Source organism: Mycobacterium simiae (genome assembly GCF_010727605.1).
Classification (GTDB): domain Bacteria; phylum Actinomycetota; class Actinomycetes; order Mycobacteriales; family Mycobacteriaceae; genus Mycobacterium; species Mycobacterium simiae.
In genome coordinates, this window is the sequence record NZ_AP022568.1 from 2,111,258 (window position 1) to 2,131,698 (window position 20,441).

General features: G+C 66.1%; 15 protein-coding genes. 6 read left to right on the forward strand and 9 right to left on the reverse strand.

The features are described from left to right. Positions 1-3 precede the first annotated feature (3 nt). From G6N33_RS09845 to G6N33_RS09865, 5 genes are all read right to left on the reverse strand, one after another. On the reverse strand, positions 4-3,990 hold the full coding sequence (locus tag G6N33_RS09845) for a type VII secretion protein EccC (protein ID WP_044509499.1): 3,987 nt from the start codon (positions 3,988-3,990) through the stop codon (positions 4-6). Next, a complete protein-coding gene (gene eccB / locus G6N33_RS09850) occupies positions 3,987-5,594 on the reverse strand; it encodes a type VII secretion protein EccB (RefSeq protein WP_044509498.1) in 1,608 nt (535 codons plus the stop codon). Before eccB ends, G6N33_RS09845 begins: the two co-directional genes overlap by 4 nt. Continuing rightward, a complete protein-coding gene (gene eccA / locus G6N33_RS09855; RefSeq protein WP_044509497.1) occupies positions 5,591-7,444 on the reverse strand; it encodes a type VII secretion AAA-ATPase EccA in 1,854 nt (617 codons plus the stop codon). The genes eccB and eccA overlap by 4 nt, the downstream gene beginning before the upstream one ends. Positions 7,445-8,111: 667 nt before the next feature. Next, on the reverse strand, positions 8,112-9,017 hold the full coding sequence (locus G6N33_RS09860) for a class I SAM-dependent methyltransferase (protein ID WP_044509496.1): 906 nt from the start codon (positions 9,015-9,017) through the stop codon (positions 8,112-8,114). A gap of 319 nt (positions 9,018-9,336) precedes the next feature. Continuing rightward, positions 9,337-10,245 carry an oxygenase MpaB family protein gene (locus G6N33_RS09865; RefSeq protein ID WP_101528444.1) on the reverse strand — a complete coding sequence of 303 codons (909 nt, stop codon included), beginning with the start codon at positions 10,243-10,245 and terminating at the stop codon, positions 9,337-9,339. A gap of 93 nt (positions 10,246-10,338) precedes the next feature. Here G6N33_RS09865 and G6N33_RS09870 point away from each other — a divergent pair, with 93 nt between their 5' ends. Continuing rightward, complete coding sequence (locus G6N33_RS09870) at positions 10,339-11,031, forward strand: TetR/AcrR family transcriptional regulator (RefSeq protein ID WP_044509494.1); 693 nt, start codon at positions 10,339-10,341, stop codon at positions 11,029-11,031. Here the strand turns inward: G6N33_RS09870 and G6N33_RS09875 are convergent. Continuing rightward, on the reverse strand, positions 10,964-11,512 hold the full coding sequence (locus tag G6N33_RS09875; RefSeq protein ID WP_101528445.1) for a hypothetical protein: 549 nt from the start codon (positions 11,510-11,512) through the stop codon (positions 10,964-10,966). The two genes, G6N33_RS09870 and G6N33_RS09875, sit on opposite strands and share 68 nt — an antisense overlap. A gap of 32 nt (positions 11,513-11,544) precedes the next feature. Next, positions 11,545-12,126 carry a VOC family protein gene (locus tag G6N33_RS09880; RefSeq protein ID WP_044509492.1) on the reverse strand — a complete coding sequence of 194 codons (582 nt, stop codon included), beginning with the start codon at positions 12,124-12,126 and terminating at the stop codon, positions 11,545-11,547. Between the two features lie 93 nt (positions 12,127-12,219). Here G6N33_RS09880 and G6N33_RS09885 point away from each other — a divergent pair, with 93 nt between their 5' ends. The 4 genes from G6N33_RS09885 to G6N33_RS09900 are packed head-to-tail and all read left to right on the forward strand — an operon-like array spanning position 12,220 to position 17,195. Further along, on the forward strand, positions 12,220-12,852 hold the full coding sequence (locus tag G6N33_RS09885) for a TetR/AcrR family transcriptional regulator (protein ID WP_101528457.1): 633 nt from the start codon (positions 12,220-12,222) through the stop codon (positions 12,850-12,852). A gap of 4 nt (positions 12,853-12,856) precedes the next feature. Further along, positions 12,857-13,987, forward strand: coding sequence for an alpha/beta hydrolase (locus G6N33_RS09890; RefSeq protein WP_044512743.1), 1,131 nt, complete (start codon positions 12,857-12,859; stop codon positions 13,985-13,987). Next, positions 13,963-14,946, forward strand: a complete 984-nt coding sequence (locus G6N33_RS09895) for a 2-hydroxyacid dehydrogenase (protein ID WP_044509489.1) — start codon at positions 13,963-13,965, stop codon at positions 14,944-14,946. Before G6N33_RS09890 ends, G6N33_RS09895 begins: the two co-directional genes overlap by 25 nt. Before the next feature lie 50 nt (positions 14,947-14,996). Further along, a complete protein-coding gene (locus G6N33_RS09900) occupies positions 14,997-17,195 on the forward strand; it encodes an acyl-CoA dehydrogenase (RefSeq protein WP_101528446.1) in 2,199 nt (732 codons plus the stop codon). 179 nt (positions 17,196-17,374) lie between these two features. Here the strand turns inward: G6N33_RS09900 and G6N33_RS09905 are convergent, their stop codons facing one another. Next, a complete protein-coding gene (locus G6N33_RS09905; protein ID WP_139813608.1) occupies positions 17,375-17,743 on the reverse strand; it encodes a hypothetical protein in 369 nt (122 codons plus the stop codon). A 600-nt stretch (positions 17,744-18,343) separates the two neighbouring features. Here G6N33_RS09905 and G6N33_RS09910 point away from each other — a divergent pair. After that, positions 18,344-18,733: a hypothetical protein gene (locus tag G6N33_RS09910; protein ID WP_044509486.1), complete on the forward strand. Its 390-nt coding sequence runs from the start codon at positions 18,344-18,346 to the stop codon at positions 18,731-18,733. 6 nt (positions 18,734-18,739) lie between these two features. Here the strand turns inward: G6N33_RS09910 and fadD2 are convergent, their stop codons facing one another. Further along, complete coding sequence (gene fadD2 / locus G6N33_RS09915; RefSeq protein ID WP_044509485.1) at positions 18,740-20,419, reverse strand: long-chain-fatty-acid--CoA ligase FadD2; 1,680 nt, start codon at positions 20,417-20,419, stop codon at positions 18,740-18,742. Between the last annotated feature and the right edge of the window lie 22 nt (positions 20,420-20,441).

A 20,441-nucleotide genomic window follows, 5' to 3' on the forward strand; every position in this document is an offset into this window, starting at 1 on the left:
TCATCAGCGTGCGAAACCTTCGTCGGCTCCGCCGACAACGGGCTCGCCAACCAATGGGTTGACCAGCTGCACGTATGTCGGACTTTCGCTGTCCCCCAAGAGAATTCCTCGCCCAGCGGGCAACCGGCCGAACCGTTGCCCCCGGATCTTGCCGCTGTCTTGCGGATTGCCCGCCAGCATCAACGTGGTGGCCTGCAAGTCGTTGAAACGCCGCAGCAACGGACTGGTCATCAGCGCGTGCCCCGACCCGGTGGCCCGCGCTGTGACGATCACCCGTAGACCCAGATCGGCGGCTTGGCTGAGTTCCGGGATCAGGCTGGTCCAAGGCCGCTGCCCGACGTACGGGCCGCTCATCGCCGGCGTGTCCGGTATCTGGTCGACATCGTCGATGATCAGGTAATGGGTGTGGCCCTCGAAGCTCCAGTGCGCCAACTCCGCCGGCGACAATCCGGCCGGCGGCCGCCGGGACGCGATGATGTTGGACAACCCGAGCATCGCGGGGATGATCCGGTCGATGTTGGCGGTGTACTCGTTGTCCGGGAACAGTGGCTCCTCGACCAGATGCAGCCGCCGGTCGAGCACCGTGAACGCCACCTGCTCCGCGGTGGAGTTCTCCCGGATGGTGCGAATGATGTGGCGTAGCAGCGTCGTTTTGCCGGCCTTGGCGTCACCGAAGACCATCAGCAGCGGGTTCTCGGCGAAGTCGAGCACCACCGGTGCCAGGTCTTCTTCGCGCTGACCGATGACGACCTTTTCGGGCCCGCGGTACAGCGGTGCGAGCGCGTCGGGCGCCAGGTTGGTCGGCAGCAGGCGAACCGGCGGGGCGGCCATACCCGGGTAGCGGGCGTTGATCTCGGGCACCCGGCCCAGTTCGGGTGCCGCGAACAGGAAGTGCTCGGCGGCCATGGTCAAACCACGACCCGGCTGGTCGACCGGGACGGCCTCGGCCGGGCGACGCAGCGCCCCGACCACCCGCACATTGCTGTCCCGCGCGTCGTGCAGCTTGAGCTCGAGTCGCAGCCCGAGCCCGTCGCGCATCGCCAGCGGCACTTCCAGCCAGCTCGGGGTGGTCACGATGACATGGATGCCGTACGCGAGACCGACGTTGACGAGTTCGGTGACCTTGGCCAGCAACGGGTTACGCGTGTTGAACTGGTCGGTGTTGTCCCGGGCGAACCCGTAGAGGTTGTCGATGACCAGGAACACCTCACCGAAACCGTCGTCGTGGGTCGCACCGTGCTTTTCCCGGAACGCCTCGCGCCGCTGCCGGGCGATCAGCAGCTGCTCGAGCTCACCGAAGGTACGCCGGATCCGCTCCGGCTCCAGCGGCGACGCGACACTGCCCACGTGCGCTAGATCGGCCAGTGCGCGCAACTGTCCACCGCCGTAGTCCAGGCAGTAGAACGTGACGTCACGCGGCGAGTGCAGGCTGGCGGCCGACAGGATAAAGGTTTGCAGCGCAGATGATTTGCCGGATTTGGCGCCACCGTGGATGACCATGTTGCCCGATGCCGAGGTGGCATCGAACACCAGCGGGTCGCGGCGCATCTCAAACGGACGGTCGATCTCACCGAGCGGCCAACGCCATTGCCGATCCGGAACGCCGGCGTGCTCGAGCACGGTCGTCAGCGGAATCGGCTCGTCCAGCGGGGGTAGCCACAACTGCGGTGCCCGCGGCCCGTAACCGGCCAGCTGCTCGCCGATGGTCGCGATCAGCTTGCGCGGCGGACCGGTGAACTCCGGTTCGTCCGCTCCGGTGATCACCGTGCCCTGATCGGGTTCCACCCGTGCCGCCGTGAACAGTTTCGGTTGCGGAGCGGAATGCACCACAAGCGTTTTCGCGGTTTGCGGTGGCTCGTAGATGCCGTCGACGTAGGTGCTGCGGAACTTGATCGGCGCCGCACCAGGAGCGGGAACCAGGAAGCCGACGCCCTTGTGCTCCTTGCCCGCCTCGATGTGATATGCGTCGTCCACGCCGATGATCTGGCGAGAAACGCTGGGACTGGCCACCTTCAACCCGATGCGATAGGAGGTGTTCTTGTCGATGTCTTTGATCTTGCCGACGTCCAACGTCTGGGATGCGAACAGGATGTGGATGCGGAACGAGCGGCCCTTACGTGCCACGTAATCGAATAGTTCCGCGTACTCCGGGTAATCGGCCAACATCAGCGTGAACTCGTCGGCGACCACGAACAGCGTCGGGATGGGCGGCAGATCTTCGGCGCCGGGGGCGCCGGAATCCCGAGCGTTCTCGTATTCGACCACCGAGTTGAAGGCACTGCCCTGAACCCGGCGGCCGGCCTCCCGCAGCAGCGTCTCGCGACGTGCCACCTCACCGCGCAGCGTGTCGGCGAACCGGTCGGCCAGCGACTTCTTCTCGGCCATGTTCGAGATGACCGCGACGACCTGCGGGAAATCTCGAAAGCTGTCCGCCCCGGCCTCGCCCTTGAAGTCGGCATAGATGACGATCAGCCGGTCGGCCGAATGAGTTGTCAACAGCGACAAGAGAATCGACATCAAGGTCTGTGACTTGCCAGAACCGGTCATGCCGATCATTAGGCCGTGCGGACCCATCCCGCCTTCGGCCTCGTCTTTGAGGTCGAAGTACAGCGGCTCGCCGGTCGCCATGACTCCGATGGGCACCCGCAGTTCCTCGTCGCGGGGGCGCGGGGCCCACAGCGTCGGCACGTCGAGTTGCGAAGCGTCCGGAATACCCAGCAGCGTGGTGAATGTCGCACCCCGGGTGGCGGCCGAGCGCAGCCCGGTGTGGGTGGGGTTGGAATCCCACCGCGACAACTGACGGGCCAGGTGCGCGGCCTGGTCGGCGTCGAGTGAATCCGCGTGGTCGACATAGGGCTGCCAGCCGCCGGTCTGCCACCGTTGGAGGGCGCCGCAGCCCTGGCTGACGCGCAGGATCGGCTTCTCCGGATCCGAATACTGTTCGCGGTGCGGCGCGGTGGCACCGCGGTGGATGAGCGTGACACCGGCCCGTCCCAGCGCGAGCGCCGAGGCATTCACGTCGTAGTCCGGGTCGTCGACGATGATCAGCAGGTGGCGTAGCGCGTCGGTCGGCTCTCCGGCGAAGGCGGGACGATCGGCCAGCACGGGCCCCAGCAGAGCCGCCAACTCGTCCGGGTCGGTGGCCAGGAATCGGGCCGGCCCCACGCCATCCACTTCACCGGGAACGTCGATGTGCGCCAACCACTTCAGCCACGACCAGTCGTCGTTCTCCAAGTCCCGGGACGCCAGCGCCACCCCGAGCACCGTCGGGTCGTGCCAGGTGACGGCCTGAGCGACCCAGGCGCGTATCGCCGCGCGCACCTCGTCCGGCTCGCCGAGCACGGTGATCCTCGAGACCTTGGTCAGATCGATTCCCGTCGGCACATCGCGGACGGTGCGCTGGGTATCGAGCAGGCTGCGTAATGCGCTGTGCGACACCGGCTCGAGGTCGATCTCGTCGGCAGTGTCCTGGACGCGCACCGCGGTGGCCAGCGGCACGTGGTGCCGCCCGGCCCGCACCACCAAAAAGTCGGGGTCGTGCGGGTCGCGTTCCCATTGCCGCCGGGATCCGGGCACCGTAGCCAGCGCGGCCGGCTCGGGATGAGACCACTCGGCGGCCGCCCGCTGCGCGGCGGCCTGGGTCCGGATGTTGTCCCGGACCACCGACAGGTACCGCAGGTAGTCGGCGCGTTCGGCGTCGACTTCCTCGGTGCGCATCTTGTTGTCGTTGCCGCGATACAGCGCAGTGGCCGCCAGCAACAACACGAACGGGAAGAACAACGTCTGCGGAGAAATCACCCGCATGCCGGTGGCGACCAGCGCGACGATCATGCCGACGATCAGGATCACCAGCACGTAGGGCATCGCCCGGCGCAAAAACGACGGCGGTATCACCCGGGGTAGCTCGGGCGGGGCCTCGATGGTGATGGTGCCTTGGCGGACGCTTGGCGGTGCCAGCCGTCGTCGGGCTTCGAAGATCAGTCGACTCATCGGGGTGCTCCTTCGGCCGACACCGGACGGCCGGGCCTGCTGTCGGGCGCCAACCCGTCGTGCGCGAGTAACGCGTCGGCTCGGGATAGCGTCGGGCCCGCCGCGAATAGCGACAGTATCGACCAGGGAATGGGAACGGGTGGTGGAGTAAGACCAAGGGCCTCAACGGTTTTGCCGCGACCAGCCATTGCGCCTTCGGCCTCGTTGTCGATGCCGTAGCGCACGCCGGCGTCGGAGATCCAGAACAGCGAGCCGGTGCCCGGAGAGGTCGTGCCGCCGCCGACGGTTTGCGCGAAGTAGCCGGTGCCGGGCGCGAGCGCGACCCGGGTGGCGACGCCCGGGTTGCCGCTGCCAATCAAGTTCACCGTGCGCACCGAGTCGGGCACGGGCAGGGCCGACCCGGCCAGCAGGGTCAGCGAACTGCTGGCCGCCCCAGCCGGCTTGCTCCAGTGCGCACATGTGACGGGGTCTTTGGCCGCGTCGACGAGCGTGACCTGGCGGTCGGGGAAGCGGGTGGTGTCCAGCATGCGCGAGACCGGTAGCTTGGCCACCTCGTCGGCGGGGAGCCGCGGCGGTTGGTCCAGACCGTAGGAATTGGTGTTGCGCAAAATCGCGGCGAGCACCGGCGAGATGGGTTGTAGCCCATCGGGTAACACCGCGTAGTAGCGCACGCCGCCCGGATCGACGGCATAGGAGGTCACGACGCCGCCGATCGGTGCCGGGACTGCGTAGCCCGCCGGGGCGCCCGCGTTCGGGATGCCCGGCGCGGTGATCGCCGGCGCTTCGGGAATTGCGTTGAACAAGCCTGCCGCGATGGGCCGCGGCGCGGGCGCCTCGGCGCCCAGCCCCAGCGCGGAAGTGATCGCGTGATTGCCCAGGTCGATGCGGCTGCGTTTGCCGTCCCACAACAGCCAGGTGCTGGGGCCGGCCTCGCCGGCGAACTCGACCAACATCGCCTGGCCGGGCGCGACCGCGGCGGCATGGGAGCCGCTGCTGTCGGGGATCCCGGCGATCACCGTGACCCCGGTGCTGTGCACGGCGTGCGAGCCTTGGGCGGCTTCGCTCACCGCATCGCAGACCGTCCAATTCGCGTCCCGAGATGCGTTGGCCACCATACGTTCCGGCGCCCCTGGTATGCCGACCAGATTGCCGCGCGGAAAGCGATCCAGCTCCGCGCTTTTCACCGCGACCGGATTCACCGGTTTGCCGACGATCAAGCGGGCCGAGGTCAGGTTCAGCACCGGGTGCAACTCGTCACCGACCCGTACATACAGCGCGGCGGTCTCCCGGTCGGCGAGCACCGCATTGTTGCCGGCCTGACCGTTGGGCCGGATCAGCGAGAACACGAAGCAGCCCGCCAGTCCGGTGATCAGAATGACCGCGCCCATCAGCACCGCGCGCGACTGCGTGCGCAGCGGGTCGACCAGCATTCTGGTGTCGTGCAACGCGATTCCCGAGGCGATCCGACGCATCACAAAGCGCCACCCGGTCACCTGGTGGCGCGTGACGAAACCGCGGCGGTAGACGACCTTGTCGGGATTGTCGTTGGCGGGGGTGCGAGAGGTGAATGAACGACGTTCGTCGTGGGGGTCGGGGTTGGTCATGCCGGCACCGAGAGGCCCAAGCCGCGCAGCAGCGGCTCGACGGAATTACTGACGTCTACGTCGGTGATCGTCATCAGCTCCTCATCGGTGAACGCACTGGTTCCGGCCTGCTCCGAATGGTCCAGCCGGAATTCGCGCTCCTCCTCTGCACGCTCGACGATGTTGCGGACAAATCGACCGTTGCCGGCAATGTCGAGGCAGCGCCGCTCCACCCCATTGGCATCGGGCGTAGTGGAGTTCGCCAGCTTGGTGAACAAGGCCTCCATGTGGTCGAGCGCGGCCGGCTCGAAGACGCTGTCGCGCTGTTCGGCCATCTTGTGCGCGATCTCGACCAACTCGTGGGAGGTGTAGGAGGGAAAGGTGATGTTGCGGGTGAACCGCGAGCGCAGACCCTCGTTGGTGTCCAGGAACTTGTCTAGATCCGCCCGATAACCGGCGATGATCACCACCAGCCGGTCGCGGTCGTTTTCCATGCGGGCCAGCAGCGTATCGATGGCCACCAACCCGAAGTCGTTCTTGGCGCCCGTGGCGACCAGCGCGTACGCCTCGTCGAGGAACAAGACACCGTCCAACGCGCTGTCGATGATCGCGTTGGTCTTGGCCTCGGTCTCACCGATGTGCTGACCGATGAGGTCGGCGCGGTGCACTTCCCGAATGTTCTCACGCTTCAAAAGACCAAGGCCGCAATAGATTTTGGCGACCACACGCGCAATCGTGGTCTTACCGGTCCCGGGCGGACCGGCGAACACCAGGTGGTGCGCGCGCTGGGCGACCTGTAGTCCACGCTGCTTGCGCACCAATTCCATGGCGACCGAACTCTTCAGCCGGGCCACCTGGTTCTTCACCTCGTCGAGCCCGATGAACTCCGTGAGCTGTCGTTCGGCCTCGTGCAGTAGGACGGCCTTGCGCTCGTGGGCGGCGGGGTCGACGAAGTCATCCGCGCTGGGCTCCGTGTCGGGATCCCACGGATCGGTGCGGGCCTCGATACGGGCCGCGTTGGTGGTCACGATTCCAAAGCTGGTGTCGGACAACGCCTGTTCGACTTGTTCGTTGTCGGGATGCGCCGCGTACAAGTCCTGCAGGACTTCGCTCGCGGACTCCTCGTCGACGTGCGCACGCAGCACAAGCGCCTTGGCCAGTGCGCCGTCGACGGCAGCCACCTGAACCGGACCGTCGGGTTCTTCGAGGTATGACAACGCCGGGGCGAACATGCCCAGCCGGGCCAGCGCGGTGCCCAGCGTGATCTTGGCGGCGTGGGTATAAGCCTCGTCGAGGTCGGAGTCGTTGACGATCGGCGTCAGCAGCTTGACCACATCGGACCACCGCTCGGCGCGATAATTGATGACCACGGAGATCCAGCGCGCCTCACGCCAGTTCGACCGGCGGTCGGCCAGCCGGGCGACGATCCCGTGCGCGTCGGCGAACCGACCGGTGTTGGCCAGGGCCGCGGCATACGCGAGTTGGAAATCGTCGGGAACGGCGGCGCGGAATTGAAGGTAGAGACCGCTGTCGTAGCGGAAGCCCAGCGCGCCGGGGGCCAGGTCGACCTGCCGCTGCAGCACGCCCGACGTCGCCGCCGTGCGCGCGATCGCTTCGAGCACCCGCGGGGACGTATCCCCGGCGGCGGCGAGGCCGGTCCAGGCGTCGCACTGGTCATGGGCAATTCGGGTCAGGGCCGTGAACCCGGAGCGGGCGGCGGCCAGGTCGGCCGGACGCCGGCGCTGGTAGACCGCAATGCCCAGGGCCCGGCAGCAGGTAGCAAACCGGCTGACGACGTCACCGTCGACTCGGGTGTCCGCCCGGGAAGTGCCGGATGGGACGGCGAGCACACCGCTGTCAGCGCGTTCCACGGCCGCTGTTTTCCATAAAGATAGTCTCCCCTAACTTAATTTGCTGAAGTTAGCATTGCATAAGCTAACTGTCGAGGTTTCAGGGCCCGTGACGGAGCCCACCCGAGCGCCCGCACGATGCCTCTGACCACGATGTTTGGCCCACGATCGGGCTACCACTTCCGTCCCGACTTTGACCCCATCGCCTTGTCGGCCAGAGCTTAGTGAAAACGGTTTTCATTAGCAACCTGCCGGACGGCTGCGCCGCATGCAAGCGTGTCCCTTCCCACGGGTATCCACCGGACGCATTCGTCGCCAGCCGTCGCAGGCCCTTCGCACTCGGCAAACTCTGCTCGGATCGCTTTCGGGAACCCGGGACCCCCGCCCCAGGTCCTGACGTTACGACGGCGCGGGCACCCATCCCAGGGGTTGCGCCATATTCGACGCAATTCGCAGGCACACCGCCCGACAACCCGAGCTCGAAGTGGGGTGTCGCACCCGCCAGCAATGAGCTGACCATCCACACCGGCGCGGTCACTGCGGCGACTCCTCACCGATCGGGATGGACGCGGCGACCGCCTCCGCTGAACAGCGGCGCCGCAAGCAGGCAGTTAGTAGTCGGCTGCCCCACCCGAAAAGTTCCGCACCCGGACGGACGGTCCGGGTGCGGCACGCAGGTGACGGACGGTCAGGCCCGGACGGCGCTGACCAGAGTGTTGCGGGCGATCATCGGGCCCGCTTCGGTCTCGGGCCCGGGAACCGGGCGGCCGACCCGGCGCAGATAGTCGGCTAACGGGGTACCCACGGCGTTCCATCCGTGTTGGTCGAACCATTCAGCGGCCGGGGCGTGCTGTTCGTTGTAGACCAGTTGGTAGAACAGGCGCTTTTCGCCCTGCGCGACAGCTGCACGTTCCTCTTCGAGAGAGGCTTCGAAGACGTCGTCCGGCAACGGCGCGCCGTCTTCGACTGCGACGTGGCTGCCGGGAGCGGCCAGGCTGTGGATGCCGGTGAACAGCTGTTCCTGAGCCGCGGCCGGCAGATAGATCAGCAGCCCCTCGGCGATCCACGCGGAAGGCTCGGCGGGATCAAACCCGCTGTCCCGCAGCGCTTGCGGCCAATCATCACGTAGGTCGACCGCAACCTCGCGGCGCTCGGCGCGCGGTCGATCGCCATGGGCGGTCAGCACCTCGCGCTTGAACTCGAGAACTTGCGGACGGTCCAGCTCGAAGATGGTCGTCCCGGCGGGCCAGTCCAGCCGGTAGGCCCGCGAGTCCAGACCGGCTGCCAAGATCACCACCTGACGTACGCCGGCATCGGCGGCTTGGCGGAAATACTCGTCGAAGTACCTCGTACGGGCCGCCTGGAAGTTGACGAAATGGACGCCGAAGTCGGCGCTCTTGAGCGCATGGTCGGGATCCGTGCCGTCCAACACATCGGCCGCGGAACCGCCGACGGCACGGCAGAAGATCTCCGCATATGGATCAACAGCCAGCGGCTGGGGCTTTTGCGCCTCCAGCGCCCGCGCCGTCGCTACGAACAGCGCGGTCGAACCCACACTCGTTGTGATGTCCCAGGTATCACCTTCACTACGCACGCGACCGACCTTACGCCGACCCGTCGGTCGCGTCGGCGTCCCAGGTGCCCGGGATCATCGCAGGCCGGCCCCAACGCCGAGTTCGTCCCCGGCGAGGGTGATCAGTCCCCTCGCCGCAGCTTGCGGCGGGAGGTGCCGGCGAACTCCAGCACCCCGGCACCCTGATCTGACGCCGTCGTCGGCTCTGCCCAGTCCGAATCGACGTCGACATTCATCTCCATGAACTCGTCGCCATATCCGCGTTGCCGCCCCCGGGGTGCCGGGGCTCGCGGGGAGGGCGGCGCCGGGGCATGCACCAGCCCGGTCAGCCCCGCGAGGCCTACACCAACGGGCGTCCCGTTTTGATCCGGCGGTCCAGATCCCAGAGCATCCAGTTGAACGGGAACTGACGGAGGATCCGCGGCAACCTCCGGTTCACGCCGGCCAACACCGCCATCAGCCGGTCGAAGCGTCGTTGCATGTCCGCGTCCCAGGGCAACCGCATTTCGTCGCGAAACCGTTGCGGCAGAAAGCCGGTGGTGATCAACAGGTTAAAGCTGTCCAGCCGGCGCTGCAGTGGGCGTGGCAGCCGGACGCCGCGGATTCGTCCGGCCGCGATCGGATACAGGAACTCCCGAACGGTGTCGTCGATGTGCACCTGCTCCAGCGACTCTTGCCAGTATTTGTCGAACGCCGCCCGATCCGCCGGCCACATCTCCGCCGGCACCTGCAACGTGGTGGCCAGCGACATGGCCTCGCGGTACAGGCGGTCCGCATCCGCATCCTCCATCTCGCCGACGAAGGTGCGATAGATGTCGATGCCGCCCTTGTAGATGCACGCCGCCACCCACAGCTGCAGTTCGGGATCGAACGCGTTGTACTGCACCGGGCTGTCCGGGGTGGAGTACACCTGCGCATGCGATTTGTTCACCGCGCGTCGGTAGGCAGCCTTCTGCTCATCGGTCCCGGCGTTGGCGACCGCGATGTAGGTGAACGTGGTGCGTGCTCGTTTGATCGGATGACGGTCGATACGGCCGCTCTCGACGCGGCTTTCCGCCACGCCGTGGCCGACGCCGGGGATCGATAACTCCATGATCACGTTGGCCGGGCCGGCCAGCAGCGCCACACCCATCAGCCCGTAGTCCTCGGCGACCCGCCGGGGGCGCCGGGCCGGGAACGGCCTGGGCGCGTCGGCCATCGGACGCTCGACATGCGGGATGAGCCGGGGCACCGCCTCGTGGACCGCCATGGCAATACCTTTCGACGCTCGGACTCGCGCAAAATGTGATAACGATTGTTTCCTGATATTGTCCGGGCATCGCGGCGGTGTCAAGATGGGACCATGGCAGAACCCTCAACGGAACGTCGTTACCGAGGCGTCGAAGCTGCCATTCGACTGTCCGAACGCCGCAGCCGGCTGCTTAGCGCCGGCCTGGACCTGCTCGGTGGCGACCAGGACACCGCGGCGGTGACAGTGCGCGCCGTGTGCGCCCGGGCGAATCTGACCCCCCGCTACTTCTACGAGAACTTCAGCGACAAAGACGGATTCGTTAGCGCCGTGTTCGACTCCGTGATCGCCGAGCTGGCCGCCACAACACAGGCCGCGGTGGCATCGGTGCCGATACCCGAACAGTCCCGCGCCGGTATGGCGAACGTCGTGCGCACCATCGCCGGAGACGCACGGATCGGCCGGCTACTGTTCAGCACCCAGCTCGCCGATCCGGTGATCGTGCGCAAACGCGCCGAATCCACCGCCCTGTTCGCCATGCTGCTGGGCCAGCATGCCGGCGACATGCTGCGGGTACCGGCAAACAACAGCATGAAGGCGGGCGCGCACTTCGCGGTCGGCGGCGTCGGTCAGATGATCAGCGCCTGGCTGGCCGGCGATATTTCGCTGGGCCCGGACCAACTCGTCGATCAGCTGGCGGTGCTACTCGACGAGCTGGCCCATCCGCGGCTTTACGGCGTCAGGGAAACAGCGGCACCTGCCACAACCGCGTCCCGGGATCCAGGAGCCACAGTCGCATCATCGTGAGGCGCATGATGCGTTGCGCGCCGCGAATCATGAAGACCGCCAACGGCACCTCGATGCCCAGCGCGGTGACCAAGGACAGCCAGATGTCGTCGGGTCCCGCCGTCATCAGGTCAAACCACGCGTCGCAGATCAACAGCACGCCCGACGTGAAGGCCGCCAACATGAGGATCCGGCGCCGCAAGTAGCCCAAAATCGCTGTGGCTACCATGAATCCGACCAGTAGGACATCGAATCCCACCCAGGTCAGCACCCAGTTGCGCGCAATGTAACTGTCCGGCAGCGTCATCGCGAGATAGATCAACCAGGGAATCATCGCGATCGAGCCTCCGATCATCAGACCCAGACGGATCCGGCGTATGCGCGCCAGCAGCACCGGATCGATCACGTCGCGCAGCGGCGCCTCCAGCCGGGTGATCAGGTCTCTTCGCTGCGCCGGAGTCAGCGCCGCGATCTGCTCATCGGTCAAAATGCCGTCGGTCAATATGCACCCCCGGCTCGGCAACGGTCCTGCGGTCAGCCTACGACGTGCTCCCGGGGCCGACGTTCGGCTGCCGTCTTCGGCACAGCCGACGTATCAGTCGCGTCGAATTCCTTGACCCAACAAGCGAATTCCAGCGTGATGCCGTCGGGGTCGTGAAAGTAGAATGAGCGCACGTACACGCCGGGATGCACCGTCGCGGACACTTGCATCTCGCTCTCATCGTGATTGAGGATCGGGCCGACCCGCACACCCTTGTCCTTCAGCCGCTGCCGGTAGGCGTCGAACTTCTCGGCCGGTACGTGGAAGGCGAGATGGTTCATGGTGCTCACCGCGCTGGTGATGTCCCCGATCCCGGGAATGGCGGCGGGTGAGGAGATACCGGGCACCCGCTCTGGCGCGTCGGCGAACCAGAAAAATGCGACGCAGTCGCCGTTCCCGGCGTCGAAAAAGAAGTGCTGCCCCGTGCCCCCAGGCAAGTCGAGCGATTTGATCAGCGGCATGCCCAGAACATTGCTGTAGAAGTCAACGGTGCGGGCCATGTCGGAACACACCAGCGCAACATGGTTGATCCCGCCGAGTTCAAATGTCGTGTTGACGTTGTGCGGCTTGATCATGTCGCGGCTCCCCGTTGAATGTGGGCCTGCCCAGATGCAAAACTGAATCTAACATCAGATTCAGTTTCGCTCTAGGGGGCAGTCCAGGTGTCGATCACGGCGGATGCCAACAGTCGACCGGCCGAGTTCCCGACCCACCGGGGCCGGCGGACCCAGGCGGCGATCGATGCCGCCGCGCGAACCGTGGTCGCACGCAAAGGGATTCTCGCCACCACCATCGCGGACATCGCCGCGGAGGCGGGCCGTTCGGCGGCCTCCTTCTACAACTACTACGACTCCAAAGAGGCGATGGTCCGCCAATGGGCGCTGCGTTTTCGGGACGAGGCCAACGAGCGCGCGCGTTCGGTCACCGGACACGGACTGTCCAACCGGCAGCGCGCCCACGAGGCGGCCAGCGCGCACTGGCACACCTACCGCAACCGGCTCGCCGAAGTGATCAGCGTGTCCCAGCTGGCCATGGTCAACAATGATTTCGCCCAGTATTGGGCGGAAATATGCGAAATCCCAACCTCTTTCATCGCCGAGACGGTCCGGCGGGCGCAACGCAAGGGTTACTGTGCGGGCGACGATCCGCGACTGATCGCCGAGGCGATCGTGGCGATGTTCAACCAGTTTTGCTACGTCCAACTCAGCCGGCCCGATGCCGACGATCTGGACGACCAGGCGTGCATCCGGACTCTCGCCAACATCTACTACCGGGCGATCTATACGAAGGAAGGTCGCTGACGTGATGCGCGCCGGCGGCAACGCAGGAGTCATCCGCGAATTCGTCGGCCTGCCGTCGCCCACCGCTGGGCGCGCCGGCGCGGGTGGACATCCGTGCCAAGGCTTGTACCACCGCGGGGTGGGACGCAAGCCGAAGGTCGCCATGATCGCCACGCACTACCAAATCGATTTCTCCGAGCACTATCTCGCCGATTACATGGCCATCCGCGGCGTCGGATTCCTGGGCTGGAACACCAGATTTCGCGGCTTCGAGACGAATTTTCTGCTCGACCACGCACTGGTCGACATCGGTGTCGGGGTGCGCTGGCTGCGGGAGGTCCAGGGCGTGGATACCGTCGTGCTACTGGGGAATTCAGGCGGTGGATCATTGATGTCCGCTTACCAGTCGCAGGCGGTCGACCCGAATGTGACTCCGCTGCCGGGCATGCGGCCGGCGGCCGGGCTGACCGAGTTGCCGCCCGCGGATGGCTACGTGGCCACCGCCGCTCATCCGGGCCGGCCGGAGGTGCTGACCGCCTGGATGGACGCGGCCGTCATCGACGAGAACGATCCGGTTGCCAGCGATCCGGCCCTCGATTTGTTCAACGAGGTCAACGGCCCGCCGTACCCGGCGGAGTTCATCGCCCGCTACCGTTCGGCACAGCTCGCGCGTAACCACGCCATTACCGACTGGGTCGAGACGGAACTCAAACGTGTTCGCGCCGCCGGGTTTTCGGATCGCCCCTTCTCCGTGATGCGAACCTGGGCAGATCCCCGCATGGTCGATCCCAGCATCGAGCCCAGCACGCGGACGCCTAACCTTTGCTACGCGGGCGTGCCCGCAAAGGCCAACCGATCCGCGCAGGGCATCGCGGCGGCCTGCACGCTGCGCAGCTGGCTGAGCATGTGGAGCCTGCGGGTGGCGCAAACTCGGGCCGAACCACATCTGAATCGCATCACATGTCCCGCACTGGTCATCAACGCCGAGGCGGACACCGGGGTGTTTCCGTCTGACGCCCAACGCATCTACGACGCGCTCGCCGGTACCGACAAATCACAGACGTCGATCGACACCGACCACTACTTCGCCACCCCCGGCGCGCGTACCGAGCAAGCGGATACCATCGCCAGGTGGATCAGCAAGCGGTGGCGTTGAGAGTTCTCGCGCATTTCGTACCCGGCAACAAAGTTCTCGAATTTCTTGCAGGCGAAGCAGATTGGCTCGACATCCGGTGGTGTGCCGCCGACGATGACGCCACCTTCTACCGCGAGCTGCCCGAGGCGGAGGTCATCTGGCATGTACTACGACCGTTGTCAGACGGCGATTTACGACGCGGTGACCGACTGCGGCTAGTCCACAAACTCGGCGCCGGGGTAAACACCATCGACGTCGACGCCGCAATCGAGCTCGGCATCGCGGTCGCCAACATGCCCGGCGCCAACGCGCCCTCGGTGGCCGAGGGCACGGTGCTGCTGATGCTCGCGGCATTGCGCCGATTGCCGGCCCTGGACCGAGCCACCCGGCAAGGCCGCGGCTGGCCACTCGATCCAGAACTCGGCGAGACCGTTCGCGACATCGGCGGCTGCACCGTCGGACTGGTCGGCTACGGCAACATCGCCAAACGGGTCGGTGAGATCGTCGCGTCGATGGGGGCCACCGTGGTGCACACCAGCACCCGCGACGACGGTCAGCCCGGCTGGCTGCCGCTGCGCGAATTGCTCGCCGTCAGCGACATCGTCTCGCTGCACCTGCCGTTGACGGAAAAGACACATCACCTGCTCGACGAGGATTCGATCGCGGTGATGAAACCCGGGGCGGTACTGGTCAACACCTCCCGGGGGGCGATCATCAACGAAACGGCCCTCGTCGCCGCGTTGCGGGACGGGCGGCTGGCCGCCGCAGGCCTCGACGTGTTCGAGGACGAGCCGGTGGCGCCGGACAACCCGCTGTTCGAGCTGGACAACGCGGTGCTGACCCCGCACGTCACCTGGTACACGGCCGACACGATGCGCCGCTACTTGATCGAGGCGGTCCAGAACTGCCGCCGCCTGCGCGACGGCGAGCCCTTGGCACACCTGGTGACCCCCGTGGTCAGTCAACCGACCAGTTATTAGATTGGGGGTGCTTGGCCGAAACGAGCCCCGTCCGCATGGGAAGGCGACCAATGCCGATCGCGATAAATCCTGAGCATCAAGAGCTGGCCGACTCGGTGCGATCTCTAGTGGCGCGCGTTGCGCCGTCAGAGGTGCTGCACGCGGCAATGGAGACCCCGATCGAGAATCCGCCGCCGTACTGGCAGGCGGCCGCCGAACAAGGCTTGCCGGGCGTTCACCTGCCCGAGTCGGTGGGCGGCCAGGGTTTCGGCCTGCTCGAACTGGCCATCGTGCTGGCCGAGTTCGGCTACGGCGCCGTCCCAGGTCCGTTCGTCCCGTCGGCGATCGCTAGCGCGCTGATCGCCGCGCACGACCCGAACGCCAAGGTGCTGGCCGAGCTGGCGTCCGGCGCGGCCATTGGCGCCTATGCGTTGGATTCCGGCCTGACCGCCACCCGCAAAGGTGACGTGCTGGTCATCCGCGGCGAGGTACGTGCCGTGCCGGCCGCGGCGCAGGCATCGGTGCTGGTGCTCCCCGTCGCGATCGACAGCGGTGACGAATGGGTGGTGCTGGACGCCGATCAGGTTGAGATTGAGCCGGTGCAAAGTCTCGACCCGCTGCGCCCGATCGCGCACGTGCGCGCCGAGGCGCTCGAAGTGGGCGACGACGTGCTGCTGAGCAGCCTGACCATGACCACCGCATACGCGCTGATGTCCACGCTGCTCTCGGCCGAGGCGATCGGGGTGGCGCGCTGGGCGACCGATACCGCCGCCGAGTACGCCAAGATCCGCGAGCAGTTTGGCCGGCCGATCGGCCAGTTCCAAGCCATCAAGCACAAGTGCGCCGAGATGATCGCCGACACCGAGCGGGCCACCGCGGCGGTGTGGGACGCGGCGCGGTCGCTCGACGAGGCCAGCCAAAACGACTGGGACGTGGTCGCATCCGGGGTGGAGTTCGCCGCGGCGGTAGCCGCGACGCTGGCGCCGGCGGCCGCGCAGCGGTGCACCCAGGACTGCATTCAGGTCCACGGCGGCATCGGCTTCACCTGGGAACACGACACCAACGTCTACTACCGCCGCGCGCTGATGCTGAGCGCCTGCTTCGGCCGCCGCTCGGACTACCCCCAGAAGGTGGTCAACACGGCGACGACCACCGGGATGCGGCAGGTAGACATCGACCTAGACCCGCAGACCGAGCAGCTGCGCGACGACATCCGCCAGGAAGTCGCCGCGCTCAAGGCCATGGAGCGCGAAGCACGGACGGTGGCGCTCGCCGAGGGCGGCTGGGTGCTGCCGTATCTACCCAAGCCGTGGGGCCGGGCGTCCAGCCCCGTCGAGCAGATCATCATCGCGCAGGAATTCGCCAGCGGCCGAGTCAAGCGGCCCCAGGTCGGCATCGCCGCATGGATCATTCCGTCGATCGTTGCGTTCGGCACCGAGGAGCAAAAGCAGCGGTTCCTGCCGTCAACCTTCCGCGGCGAAATGATTTGGTGCCAGCTGTTTTCCGAGCCGGGCGCCGGATCGGACCTGGCCGGACTCAGCACGAAGGCAACTCGCGCCGACGGCGGCTGGCGCATCACCGGCCAAAAGATCTGGACCACCGCCGCGCAGTACTCGCAGTGGGGTGCGCTGCTGGCCCGCACCGACCCGAACGCCCCGAAGCACAACGGCATCACCTACTTCCTGCTGGACATGAAGAGTGCGGGGGTCACAGTCAAGCCGCTGCGTGAGCTCACCGGCAACGCGATGTTCAACACCGTCTACATCGACGACGTATTCGTACCGGACGACTGTGTGCTCGGCGAGGTGAACCGGGGCTGGGAGGTCAGCCGCAACACGTTGACCGCCGAACGGGTCTCGATCGGCAGCAGCGACGCGAATTTTCTTGCGACCCTCCCCCAGTTCGTCGAATTCGTTCGCGACGGTCATTTCGATCCGGTGGCGCAGAATCGGGCGGGGCAGCTGATCGCCGAGGGCCACGCGGCGAAGGTGCTCAATCTGCGGTCGACGCTGCTCACGCTGGCCGGCGCTGACGCCATGCCGTCCGCGGCGATCTCCAAGCTGTTGTCCATGCGCACCGGCCAGGGCTATGCGGAGTTCGCGGTCTCCTCGTTCGGCACCGACGCCGCGATCGGCGATCCCGACGAACTACCCGGCAAGTGGGGCCAGTACCTGCTGGCCAGCCGGGCCACCACCATCTATGGCGGGACATCGGAAGTGCAACTGAACATCATTGCCGAGCGACTCCTGGGCCTGCCCCGCGACCCGTAAACAGATCCATGCCGACCCGAGGCCGGTCTCGGGTCGGCATGGACGACTTAATTGGGGGCCACGCCGGTCTGCGGCCGTATTCGGCACGTCAGACCGGCGTGGGTTCCCCCCCTAAATGCGGATCGGCCGACCTATAACTCTGGCAGGACGAGGCCAACCGACCGCACGCTCGAGGCGGCTCACCACCATGGGCGCCACACGTGGCCCCAACCATGACCCCAGCCGTGGCCCCACCCGTGGCCCCAGCCGCCGTGACCCCAACCATGGCCCCAGCCACCGCCGCGACCCCAGCCGCCGTGACCCCAACCATGGCCGCCCCAGCCGTGACCGCCGGGCCGTTCCGGAAGCAAGCCGGGACCGGGGCCCAGCGGTAGGCCCCCGTGCGGCCCGACAGCTTCAAAAGTTGTGGCGGGAGCGGGGGCTGGCGCGGCCTGCGCCACGGGGACACCGCCGAACAGCATCGCTCCGGCTATCGCACCGGCGCCGACCGCCCCAGCGGCCGCGCCGCGCATCGATCGCAGTGACAACATCGATCGCAGTGACAACATTGTGGTGAGCTCCTTCCGAGACCTCAGTTCCCCGACATCTCGAACGCTACGCATAAATTGCTAGGCAAACAATGGGAATAGCAATATTTCCTGCTGTGAATTTCTTGGCAATCTCGACATTTACTGCATTACGTATTTTCGTAACTCAGTATCGTCGCCATAAATTTCCTCAATTACTAATTCGCACAATTCATGATTACCACAACTACTGAGATCAGTATCCGACGAAGCGGGGATACATGCAGGTAAATTGGCCTTTACTGAAGTACTGAGCTCAGTAACCGGACATGTCAGTAAATCGCCCCACATTGATATCTAGAACTTATCGTCGCTCGCTCATCGTCACCGTAACGGAATAGCGGTGAATGTCAAGGTCCAGAATTGCGGCCGCGTCAGCCGTCCCGTATCCGGGAGCCAAGATTTACGCAGCTAATCTCTGAGATTGCCCGGTCAGATCGCCGGGACGGAGCCGCCGGGCGTGGTAACACCTCCTTCTGCAGCGACGCGACTTACGCTGGCCGCAGTGAGACAATCAGTAGACAACGCGCCACGAAAGCACTGATCTACTGATTGGCGCCCCCACGGGAGGACGGTCGCCCAGTGAGCTTCAACCCCGGCCACATCGGGCCCAGCGCCGGAGCGTTCCGCCCGCGGGTATCCGCCTCGACGCCCCCGGGAGACGCGGCACCGACCGAACGCATCACCGGTTTCCGTCAGCTCCGCCCCCAACGACTCGTCGACGACGCGGCAGACGCCCGCTCACGGGCGAAGGCCGATCCGTCGGGACCGCGGATCCAGCGCACGCGGCGCACCGTGGACCTGCCCGCCAGCACCCACCGCGCCCTCGACATCTGGCAACGCGAGGCCGCCGACCGGCTCGGCGTGGCCCGCGTCACGGGGCAGGAGGTGCTCACCGCGCTGATCGACCAGCTCCTGGCCGATCCCAAGCTCTCGGATCAGATCATCCGGGCCATTCAAGAACGGCGTTAGCGCCCGCTAGTCGATCTGCATCTCGCGCAGTTCGCGCTTGAGGATCTTGCCGGTCGGGTTACGCGGCAGCTCGTCGAGGAAGACCACTTCCCGCGGCACCTTGTACCGGGCCAAGTGGTCACGCACATAGTGCTTGATGGTGTCCTCGTCCAGGTCGGCGTCACTCTTCTTGACCACGAACGCGCGCAGCCGGTGGCCCCACTCCTTGTCCTCCACACCGATCGCGGTCGCCTCCACGACGTCGGGGTGGCCGCTAATCAGGTCTTCGACTTCAGCGGGGAAGACGTTCTCGCCGCCGGAGACGATCATCTCGTCATCCCGGCCACTGACGTAGAGCAGACCCTGCTCGTCGAAATATCCGACGTCGCCCGACGACATCAGGCCGTTGATGATCTGCTTGTGGCCACCGCCGGTGTAGCCCTCGAATGGGAAGGCATTGCCGACGAAGATGCGTCCCACGTCGCCCTGCGGCAATTCGTTGCCGTTGTCGTCGAGGATCTTGACCTTCACGCCCTTGACGACCGGTCCGACCGTCGCCGCGTTTTTCTGCAGGTCCTCCGGCCGCGCAATGGTGGCGAAGGCGATCTCCGTCGAGCCGTACATGTTGTAGATGACGGGGCCGATGTCCTTGAGCGCGCGGGTGGCCAGCTCGGCGCCCAGCTGAGACCCGGACACGAACACGATCTTCAGGCTGGACAGATCAGGCTTGTTGTCCATCTTCTCGATGGCGTCCAGGATGCGAGACAGCATCACCGGCACCACGACCATCGCGGTGACCTTGTGCTTCTCGATGTCCTCGAGCACCAGGGGCGGCTTGAACTTGCGCCGCAGCACCAGCGTCGAGCCCAAGAACATCGCGATGGTGGCGTGCAGATAACCCAGCGCGTGAAACATCGGCGCCGGCAGTGAGGTGATCTCGTTCGCCTTAAACGGAACGTGCGACAGGATGCCGCCGACGGGCGCCAAGGTGGGCGGGGTACTGCGGTTGGCGCCCTTCGGGGTGCCGGTGGTGCCGCTGGTCAAGATGATGATCGACGCATGCTTACTGGCCTTGGGAGCGGGCTCCTTGCTGCTGCGACTGATCAGGTCGGCGAGCGTCTCGTCGGTGCTGCCCGACGGCTCGTCGCTGTCCGGGTTCACGCCCAGTGCCCGCAACTTGCCCAGCTCCGGCTCGGCTTTGCTGACCGCCTTGGTGTACTCGTCGTCGTAGATGACCACCTTGGCGCCCTCGCGCTCGGACACCTCTTTGATCTGCGGTCCGGAGAATTCGCTGTTGAGCAGGATGATGCGGGCGCCGACGCGGGCGGCACCATAGTTGGCGATCAAGAACCAGCGGTGGTTGCGCGCTAGGATCGCCACACCGTCGCCGCCCTTGACGCCCATTTCGAGTAAGCCGTTCGCCACCGCGTGGGCCGCCTCGTCTAGCTCGCGGTAGCTGAACTCCCCCTCTTCGTCGATGCATGCCGCGCGGTTCGGGTGGCGGCGTGCGTTGAGCGCCGGCAGCATGCCGAACTCGCCCCATTTAACGATGTCGGAGGCCAACGCAGCGTAGTTCTGCGGCGGCTCCAGCCGGAACGCTCCTGCTTCGAAAATCTTGCGCACGTAATGCAACTCGGCCGAGCCGCGTTCCACATACTGCTGAAGCTTGGCAACGGCTTGCCCGGGAAGGCCAGGAAGGTTAGGCATAACCTCACCCTATGTGACGCGG

What these genes read in the sequence shown, in the direction of transcription:
- G6N33_RS09845 (WP_044509499.1), bottom strand. Translation starts at nt 3,990, where the DNA reads ATGAGTCGACTGATCTTCGAAGCCCGACGACGGCTGGCACCGCCAAGC.
- G6N33_RS09880 (WP_044509492.1), bottom strand. Translation starts at nt 12,126, where the DNA reads ATGATCAAGCCGCACAACGTCAACACGACATTTGAACTCGGCGGGATC.
- fadD2 (WP_044509485.1), bottom strand. Translation starts at nt 20,419, where the DNA reads ATGCCTAACCTTCCTGGCCTTCCCGGGCAAGCCGTTGCCAAGCTTCAG.
- eccB (WP_044509498.1), bottom strand. Translation starts at nt 5,594, where the DNA reads ATGACCAACCCCGACCCCCACGACGAACGTCGTTCATTCACCTCTCGC.
- G6N33_RS09905 (WP_139813608.1), bottom strand. Translation starts at nt 17,743, where the DNA reads ATGTTGTCACTGCGATCGATGTTGTCACTGCGATCGATGCGCGGCGCG.
- G6N33_RS09900 (WP_101528446.1), top strand. Translation starts at nt 14,997, where the DNA reads ATGCCGATCGCGATAAATCCTGAGCATCAAGAGCTGGCCGACTCGGTG.
- G6N33_RS09890 (WP_044512743.1), top strand. Translation starts at nt 12,857, where the DNA reads ATGCGCGCCGGCGGCAACGCAGGAGTCATCCGCGAATTCGTCGGCCTG.
- G6N33_RS09870 (WP_044509494.1), top strand. Translation starts at nt 10,339, where the DNA reads ATGGCAGAACCCTCAACGGAACGTCGTTACCGAGGCGTCGAAGCTGCC.
- G6N33_RS09865 (WP_101528444.1), bottom strand. Translation starts at nt 10,245, where the DNA reads ATGGCGGTCCACGAGGCGGTGCCCCGGCTCATCCCGCATGTCGAGCGT.